We start from the raw sequence: 7,371 nt of genomic DNA, 5'->3' as shown, positions 1-7,371 counted from the left end.
GGCCGTGGAGCCGATGGCCAACGAGGCAGCGATGAGCACCGCGTGGATCCAGAGGAATCCGGTCGGAGCGCCCACGCCGACCGCGTCCCCCGACCAGGCCCGCGTGTCGTTCCAGATGGCGAGGCCGAACCTCGGCCAGATCACCCAGGTCCACGCTCCGACGCCGACCAGGAACAACGACCAACCCTGCGACAACACCATGGTCGACGAGTATCCCAGCGCGCCACCGCCTGCCGCCCCACCCCACTCCCGTCCCCGGTGCCGGTTCCCCCGCCACCGAAGCGTGTTGATCAAGAGGTTTGCGTCACCCTCGGGGGACATCCGTGACGCAAACCTCTTGATCAACACGGTCAAGCGACGACCGGGGGCGGTCGGGGTTGGTCGGGGGTGGGCTGCCGGATCTGGCGGTCGGGGTTTCCGCTGGTGGGGGCCGGGGCACCTGGCAGGGGTCGACGACGAAATGGAGGTGGCCCGGATGCAGCCGTTCAACCCGTGGGCGTGGCGTGACCCGGCGGCGCTGGCCGGCGGATACGACCAGACCGAGCCGGGTGAGCGGCCAGACCGGGAGTCGCATGACGGGCCGGACGCGCCCGGGCCGGGCACGCCGCTCGACCTGACCGGATACCGGGTGGAGGCGACCGACGGGCGGATTGGCGCGATCGACGAGGCGAGCGAGGACGCGGGTGCCCGCTGGCTGGTGGTGGACACCGGGCCGTGGATCTTCGGACGGAAGGTCCTGCTGCCCGTCGGCACGGTCGCCCGGGTGGACCACGGGGACCGGGTGGTGCACGTCGACCGGAGCCGGGAACAGGTCAAGGACTCCCCGGCCTTCGACCCCGAGGACGGTGCCCGGCCAGACTACCGCGACCAGGTCGGCGACTACTACGCGCAGAGCTACCGCCGGAGCTGACGGCCGGGCCGGGCACCCCGGTTCGCCCCGACGGGCACTCGCGGCGTACCGCCGGGGACGGGACCGGACCCGGCCGGCAGAGCCGACCCACCAGGCCGGGACCGGACGCGGCCGGCAGGGCGGATCGGCCACGCCGCCGGTCCGGTAGGATGCCGGCATGACCAGCGCGACCGCTCAGCACACCCGGACGTCGTACGACGTCGTGGTCGGTGCGGAGCGACGCCGGCGATCCGTCGCCCGCCCGCGCTGACCCATTCCCCTGCGACCGGCGGATCGAGCCGCCGGTCACCGCCGCTGTCCTCGGTCCGTCCGCAGGCTCCCCGTCCGGGGATCCGCCTGGCTGACGGATCCGAGCAGATCGGCGTACCAATGGATCTTGAAAGGTTGCTCACCGACCGGCTGACGCCCGCGTTCGCCGCCGTGGCCGGCGAACCGGTCGCGCCCACCGTGCGGCGCTCGCCGCGGGCGGACTTCCAGTCCGACGCGGCACTGGCGCTGGCCCGGCGGCTCGGCCGGCCCCCGCGCGAGATCGCCCAGGCGGTGCTGGACCGCGCGGTCCTCGACGACGTCTGCGCGGTGGCGGAGGTCTCCGGCCCCGGCTTCGTCAACCTGACCCTCGCCGACGGGGCGCTGGCCGGGATGGTCGCCGCGCTCGCCGGCGACGAGCGGCTCGGCGTGCCGGTGACCGGCGAGCCGGAGACCGTGGTGGTCGACTACTCGGGGCCGAACGTCGCGAAGGAGATGCATGTCGGGCACCTACGCTCGACGGTCATCGGCGACGCGGCCGTCCGGGTGCTGGGCTGGCTCGGGCACCGTGTCGTACGGGTCAACCACCTGGGCGACTGGGGAACCCCGTTCGGGATGCTGATCGCACACCTGGTGGACCTCGGTGAGACGGAGGCGGCACAGGAGCTGTCCATCGGCGACCTGGACGGATTCTACCGGGCGGCCCGGTCGAAGTTCGACGCCGACCCGGCGTTCCGGGAACGTGCCCGGCAACGGGTGGTCGCGTTGCAGGGCGGCGATTCGGAGACCCGCCGGCTGTGGCGGTTGCTGGTCGGGCAGTCCCAGCGGTACTTCCTGACCGTGTACGAGTTGCTCGACGTCACCCTGACCGAGGAGGACTTCCGGGGTGAGAGCGCGTACAACGACCGGCTCGGCGCGGTGGTGACCGACCTCGACCGGCTCGGGCTGCTGACCGACAGCGCCGGGGCGACCTGCGTCTTCCCGCCCGGGTTCGTCGGACGCGACGGCGTCGGGCTGCCGTTGATCGTACGGAAGGGCGACGGTGGGTACGGGTATCCGGCGACCGACCTGGCGGCGCTGCGGCAGCGCGTCGACGAGCTGGGCGCGACCCGGCTGCTCTACGTGGTGGGCCTACCGCAGCGGCAGCACTTCGCGATGCTGTTCGCGGTGGCCGGACAGGCGGGTTGGCTGCGTCCCCCGGTCCGGGCCGAACACCTCGGCTTCGGCTCCGTCCTCGGCCCGGACGGGCGGATGCTGCGCAGCCGGGCCGGCGGCTCGGTGAAGCTGGTCGACCTGCTGACGGAAGCGGTCACCCGGGCGACCGCACTGGCCCTGACCCGCAACCCGGACCTGGACCGGGCGGAGGCGGACGAGATCGGCCGGGCCGTCGGCATCGGCGCAATCAAGTACGCCGACCTGGCCACCGAGCGGACCCGCGACTACGTGCTCGACTGGGAGCGGATGCTCGCCCTCGACGGCAACACCGCCCCCTACCTCCAGTACGCGTACACCCGGACCCGGTCGGTGCTGCGGCGCGCCGGTGCGGTGCCGGGGGCGACGACCGGTGTGGTCCTCGGCACCCCGGCGGAGCGGGCGTTGGCCGTCGAGCTGCTCGGGTTCGCCGGGGTCGTCCACGAGGTGGCCCGGACGGCACAGTTCCACCACCTCGCCGGCTACCTGCACCGGCTGGCCACCCGGTTCAGCGCGTTCTACGAGCGGTGTCCGGTGCTGCGGGCGGACGGGGAACTGCGGGCGAGCCGGCTGCTGCTGACCGACCTGACGGGACGGACCCTGCGGCAGGGACTGGACCTGATCGGCATCCGCACGCTCGACCGGATGTGAGCGCGACGCCGGGGCCGCGCCGGGTCGACCGGACGCGGCCCGGCGGGCTCAGGCGGCCGGACCGCGCAGCCCCTCGTAGTACGGCTTCATCGCCGGGTAGTAGTCGTCGAACCCGGCCTTCGGGGCGTCCGTCCCGGCGGCCACCAGCAGGTCGAGGTAGTACTCCCAGCCGGGGCCGATCTCGCCGACGTGCTCCTCGCTGTCGAGGTGGTGGATGAACCGCAGTTCGGTGCGGCCGGCCGTCTCGGTGAGCAGCAGCTCGATCCGCCAGCCACCCGACCCGTCGGCCGACGACACGGCCAGGTGCCGGGGCGGCTCGCAGGTCTCGATCCTCAGCTCGGTCCACGGGGCGTCGTCCTCGAACACCATCTGCAACCGGATCGTCCGGCCGGGGCCGGCGTCGCCCTCCCAGGGGCCGAACCAGCGGGCGGTGCGCTCGGGTTCGGTGACGCTCGCCCAGACGTCCGCAACGGGGGCGCGAAAGGTGCGTACCAGCACCAGGTCGGTGCCGGTGGCGGTACGGAACAGCCGTCCGGTGGGGGTGCCGGTCACGCGGTCTCTCCTCTGGGTCGGTCCGCCCGGTTGTCGCGCGTGCGACGCTCCCGGCGGGTGCGGTGGACCTCGGTCTCGAGCGCGTCGAGGTGCTGCGCCCAGCCGCGTGGGCGGCGGAACCGGGCGAGCCAGTCGGCGAGCTCGGTGAACCGGTCGGCGTCGAGCCGGTAGCGCCGTTGCCGGCCCACCAGCTCGCTGCGGACCAGGCCGCTGTCCCGCAGCACCCGCAGGTGGCGGCTGACCGCCGGCCTGCTGATCGGGAACCGGTCGGCGATCTCCCCGGCGGGAAGGTCGCCGTCGCGTAGCAGCTCGAGGATGTGGCGACGCACCGGGTCGGATATCGCCGCCGCCACCTCGTCCACCGGGGAAGCGTAACCTAAAGGTTACGCTTTTGCCCAGGCGGCCCCCCACTCAGCGCAGCGGGGTGGGCATCAGGCGTACCCCGGTGATCTCCTCGGAGCGGGCCCAGAGGTCGGCGGCGAGCTGCCGGTCGGTGGCGCGGCCCCGCAGCGGCGCGAAGGTGGGCTCGGCGCGGCGGAAGCGCCGGCCAGGGCCGATGTGCCGGCCGGTGGGCGCGGTCGGGACGGTGGCGGCGAAGAGCATCGGGGCGGCGGCCTCGTCGAGCGGGCGGCGCAGCGGACCCGCGAGTACGGTCTCGATCCGGCGGGCGAGTGGCGGCAGGTCCCGGGAGAGGTCGGTCCTGGTCATCCCGGGGTGGGTGAGCAGACTGCGTACCGGCGAGCCGGTGGCCCGCAGCCGACGGTCGAGTTCCAGCCCGAACAGCACGTTGGCCAGCTTGGACGTGGCGTAGGCGCCGGCGGCGGAGTAGCGGCGTTCGGCGGCCAGGTCGGTCAGGTCGAGCCGGCCGAGCCGGTAGAGACCGGAGGAGACGGTGACCACCACCGGGTTCCGGCCGGCGGTCAGGGTGGGCAGCAGCCGGACGGTGAGGCCGAAGTGCCCGAGGTGGTTGGTGGCGAACTGGCTCTCCACCCCCTGCGGGCTCAACCGCCGGGGGACGGTGCCGATGCCGGCGTTGTTGACCAGGGCGTCCACCGTGTCGACGTCGCGGCCGAGGCCCTCGACGAAGGCGTGGACGGAGTCCAGGTCGAGCAGGTCCAACCGGTGGACGACGAGATCGGCCCGCGGGTGGGCGTGCAGCAGTTCGGCCCGGACCCGGGCGCCCTTGGCGGTGTCCCGGACGGCCATCACCACCCGGCCGCCCCGGGCGGCCAGGTGGCGGGTGATCGCCGTGCCGAGGCCGCTGCTGGCGCCGGTGACCACGAAGGTCCGGCCGGACTGGTCGGTGAGATCGGCGGCGGTCCAACCGGGTGCGCGGTGCATGGCGAGTGCCCTTCCGACGGATGAATGGATTACCTATCCGATTCAAGCCCGGAATAAACGGATTGTCAATCCGATCGGATGAGAGATCCGCTGCGTTAGGCTGGCGTGGTGACGACGACACTGCGCGCGGACGCCGCGCGCAACCGCGGCCGGGTGCTGGCCACCGCCCGTGCGCTGGTGGCGGAGGGTGACCTGTCGTTGCAGCTCAACGACATCGCCCGGCGGGCCGGGGTCGGGGTCGGCACCGTCTACCGGCACTTCCCGACCCGGCGCGCCCTGCTGGAGGCGCTCGCCGCCGACGCCTTCGCCGCCCTGCTCGACCAGGCACAGGCGGCGAGCCGCGACGACGACCCGTGGGCCGGGCTGCAACGGCTGCTGCGCAGCATCCTGCTCGGCCAGCTCACCGAGCCGCCCCTCGCCGAAGTGCTCTCGACCAGCCCGGACGAGGACGCCACCGCACCGACCACGACCCGCCGGGGAGAGTTGGCCGCGCTGGCCGCGACCGTGCTGGAGCGGGCGACGCGGGCCGGTCAGCTACGCCCCGGACTCACCCTGGACGACCTGCAACACCTGGTCTGCGGCACCGCGTTCGCCGCCCGGATCGCCGACGCGCCCGACGAGCGGGTCGAGCTGTACCTGGCCGTGCTGCTCGCCGGCATCCGCGCACCCGACCAGGGGTCGCCCCCGCCCGCCTAGCCCGGCCGGACGCAGGGGTCGGCCACCGTGGACGGCGGGCTCTGCGCGCTCCGGCCGTCGACGGCGGTCACCCGTACCGTCCAGGTCACGGCGGACGCCCGGAGCTGGCCCACGGTAACCCGGGCGGACGAGCCGTCCACCGTCATCGCCCGGCTCGTCGGGACGCCCCCGGCGGGGGTGTACCGCACCTGTGCGCTGGCCAGCGCACCGCTGCCGGTGGCCCGGACCACCAGGGCGTAGGCGTCCGCGCCGCAGCGGACGTGCGCGTTCGCCGACACCGTGAAGGGCGCGGCGAGCTGCGCACCCGTCGTCGGGCGGGGAGCGGTCGGCGGCCGGGAGGGTGCCGGCGTCGGGCCCGGGACGGCACCCGTCGCGGCGTCGGTCGGTGCACCGCCGGGCGCGGACGGGTCACCGGCACCGCTCGTGTCGGGCCCCGGGGTCGTCCGGGCCGAGGGCACCGCAGTGGCGACGACGGACGGCGTGACCGCCGCCGCACCGGTGGGGACGCCGGACGTCACCGACACCTGCTCGGCGTCCCGCCCGGCCGCCGACACCGCCCAGGTGCCGGCCACCACCAGGAGCAGCAACAGCCCGGCGGTCACGGCCATCCGCCGCCGACGCCGCCGGTCGCGGTCCCGGGTCGCGGTGGACGTCGCCGTCGCGCCGGCCGGGGCCGCCGCGACGCCGGCCGGGGCCGACCCGGCCCGCCCGGCGGCATCCGACCGACCGGTGACGACGGACGACCCGGCCGTCGAAGCCGGATCGGCCGTCGGCACCGGATCGGCCGGGCGCGTCGGACCATCGGGCGACGACGGACCATCGGGCGACAAGGGGTCAGCCGGTGACGACGGATCGGCGGGACCGGTCGGAGAGTCCGGCCCGTGGGCTGCGGTGGCGTCGCTGCCGGCGGTGGGCCCGGACGGGTCGGTGGCGGCCGGACCGCTGCCGGCCGGCAGCCCGGCGGTGGCCTGCACGGCGGTGGAGCCCGCCTCGGCCAGCCGCGACCACACCGTCTCGGCCACCACCAGGAACCCCGGCGCGGTGTACGCGGTCAGCAGTGCCGCCGGGTTGCACTGTTCGCGCCGGAGCAGCCCGCACCGTGCGCAGTCGTCGATGTGCCGGGCGAGCCGCTTACGCAGGACCGGGGTGAGCCGCCCCTGCCAGTCGCCGAGCAGCTCGGCCAGGGCCGGGCAGTCCTGCGCCCCGCTGCGTGCGACGAGCAGCGCGCCGAGCGCCCGTTCGAGCTGCGACCGGGCCCGGGACAACCGGGCGTGCGCATGGTTCGTGGGCACCCCCAGCGCCGTACCGATGTCGGCGGAGGAGAGGTCGTGGCGGATCGCCAGGTGCACCACCTCGCGGTCGCCGGGGTTGAGCGCGTCGACCGCCAGGTGCACGAGGGCGCGTACCTGGTCGGCGTTGACCGCGGCAGCCGGATCACCGGTGTCGGCCACCGGCTCGGCCGCCTCGGAAAGCGGCGCGGACCGGGCCCGCTCCCGCAACTGCCGTAGGCATTCGCTGCGCACGATCGCGTACAGCCAGGAACGCAGCCGGTCCGGGTCGCGGAGCTGGTCGATGCGCTGGCCGGCGGTGAGGAACGCGTCGTGGACGGCGTCCGCGGCGGCCTCCGGCTCGTGCAGCATCGTCCGGGCGTACGTGTAGAGCCGGTCGGCGTAGCGCCGGTAGATGCCCTCCAGGCCGATCCGGTCGCCCCGCCGCAGCGCCTCGACGAACGCCCGGTCGTCCTGCGCCATCACGTTCATCCGTGCCCCCACCGCTCGTCGACC

Annotated in this window: 8 protein-coding genes (1 of these 8 cut by a window edge); 3 read left to right on the top strand and 5 right to left on the bottom strand. The window is 74.6% G+C overall.

Going from position 1 to position 7,371, the window contains the following annotated elements; all coding sequences use genetic code 11:
* On the bottom strand, positions 1–201 hold the 5' portion of the coding sequence (locus ACN260_RS00225) for an SCO4848 family membrane protein (RefSeq protein ID WP_422754227.1). It extends 93 nt beyond the left edge of the window; the window shows 201 of its 294 coding nt (coding positions 1–201); it begins with the start codon at positions 199–201; its stop codon lies off the left edge, out of view.
* A 274-nt stretch (positions 202–475) separates the two neighbouring features.
* Between ACN260_RS00225 and ACN260_RS00220 the strand changes: the two genes are divergently transcribed.
* Both ACN260_RS00220 and argS read left to right on the top strand, forming a co-directional pair.
* The gene (locus ACN260_RS00220; protein ID WP_422754226.1) at positions 476–910 is read left to right on the top strand and encodes a PRC-barrel domain-containing protein; all 435 of its coding nucleotides are present in this window, start codon (positions 476–478) and stop codon (positions 908–910) included.
* A 369-nt stretch (positions 911–1,279) separates the two neighbouring features.
* On the top strand, positions 1,280–2,998 hold the full coding sequence (argS, locus tag ACN260_RS00215) for an arginine--tRNA ligase (protein WP_422754225.1): 1,719 nt from the start codon (positions 1,280–1,282) through the stop codon (positions 2,996–2,998).
* 48 nt (positions 2,999–3,046) lie between these two features.
* Here the strand turns inward: argS and ACN260_RS00210 are convergent, their stop codons facing one another.
* Genes ACN260_RS00210 through ACN260_RS00200 form a run of 3 tightly spaced genes read right to left on the bottom strand, consistent with a single transcriptional unit; the run spans position 3,047 to position 4,891 of the window.
* Positions 3,047–3,550 (bottom strand): SRPBCC family protein, encoded by a 504-nt coding sequence (locus ACN260_RS00210; RefSeq protein WP_422754224.1) that lies wholly within the window; start codon positions 3,548–3,550, stop codon positions 3,047–3,049.
* The gene (locus tag ACN260_RS00205; protein WP_422754223.1) at positions 3,547–3,912 is read right to left on the bottom strand and encodes a metalloregulator ArsR/SmtB family transcription factor; all 366 of its coding nucleotides are present in this window, start codon (positions 3,910–3,912) and stop codon (positions 3,547–3,549) included. The genes ACN260_RS00210 and ACN260_RS00205 overlap by 4 nt, the downstream gene beginning before the upstream one ends.
* A 49-nt stretch (positions 3,913–3,961) precedes the next feature.
* Positions 3,962–4,891 carry an SDR family NAD(P)-dependent oxidoreductase gene (locus tag ACN260_RS00200; protein WP_422754222.1) on the bottom strand — a complete coding sequence of 310 codons (930 nt, stop codon included), beginning with the start codon at positions 4,889–4,891 and terminating at the stop codon, positions 3,962–3,964.
* A 108-nt stretch (positions 4,892–4,999) separates the two neighbouring features.
* On the opposite strand from ACN260_RS00200, the gene ACN260_RS00195 reads away from it, so the two are divergent.
* Complete coding sequence (locus ACN260_RS00195; protein ID WP_422754221.1) at positions 5,000–5,587, top strand: TetR/AcrR family transcriptional regulator; 588 nt, start codon at positions 5,000–5,002, stop codon at positions 5,585–5,587.
* Here ACN260_RS00195 and ACN260_RS00190 read toward each other — a convergent pair.
* The gene (locus ACN260_RS00190; protein ID WP_422754220.1) at positions 5,584–7,338 is read right to left on the bottom strand and encodes a sigma-70 family RNA polymerase sigma factor; all 1,755 of its coding nucleotides are present in this window, start codon (positions 7,336–7,338) and stop codon (positions 5,584–5,586) included. The two genes, ACN260_RS00195 and ACN260_RS00190, sit on opposite strands and share 4 nt — an antisense overlap.
* Positions 7,339–7,371 lie beyond the last annotated feature (33 nt).

The sequence above is a fragment of the Micromonospora sp. WMMD708 genome (genome assembly GCF_049315245.1).
GTDB lineage: Bacteria > Actinomycetota > Actinomycetes > Mycobacteriales > Micromonosporaceae > Micromonospora > Micromonospora wenchangensis.
Note: the sequence above shows the minus strand (reverse complement) of the source record. Positions and strands in the feature narration are given on the sequence as shown.